A 686-nucleotide genomic window follows, 5' to 3' on the forward strand; every position below is an offset into this window, starting at 1 on the left:
CCGCCTCCGACCTGATCGCCGTCACGGGTGCAGCCAGCCTCGCCAGCGGCGCGGCGATCAATGTCGCCAAGACGACGAATGCGCCCTATATGCTCGGCACGCGCTACACGGTGCTGACCACGACGGCGGGGCTCAACGGCACCTTCGACGTGACCGGCGATACGGCACTCACCGCCTTCGCCGGGCTCACCGATATCTATGACGCCAATAACGCCTATCTCGAGGTGGGCCAGATCCGGCCCTTCACCGCGGCCGGCGTGACGGCGAACCAGATCTCCGTGGCGACGGGCCTTTCCGGCCTGCCGCCGACGAACCCGCTTCTGACGGCGCTCATCAACCTGCCGGACGATCAAGCGGCGCGGGCGGCCTTCGACCAGCTCTCGGGCGAGATCCATGCCTCGGTGAAGACGGCGATGATCGAAGAAAGCCACTTCGTGCGCGATGCCGCGGTCGATCGCATCCGCGAGGCCTTCTGCGCGGTGGGCGCCAATATGACGGCCCGCCGCGAGATCGGGGCGGCCGCCGCCGGCACGCAGGCGCAGCCCGGGGCGCAGGACTGCGCGCCCAACAGCGACCGCCTGACGATCTGGGGCCAGGCCTTCGGCTCCTGGGGCCACACCGAGGGCGACGGCAATGCCGCCTCGCTCACCCGCTCGACCACCGGCTTCTTCCTCGGTGCCGATGCG

Annotated in this window: 1 protein-coding gene; it reads left to right on the forward strand. The window is 69.8% G+C overall.

Annotation, left to right across the window (positions count from 1 at the left end):
* The coding region (locus tag ACFQU1_RS22180; RefSeq protein WP_378136848.1) for an autotransporter outer membrane beta-barrel domain-containing protein at positions 1 to 686 on the forward strand (686 nt) is incomplete at both ends.

It is taken from the genome of Chelatococcus sp. GCM10030263, assembly GCF_042666455.1.
Classification (GTDB): Bacteria; Pseudomonadota; Alphaproteobacteria; order Rhizobiales; family Beijerinckiaceae; genus Chelatococcus.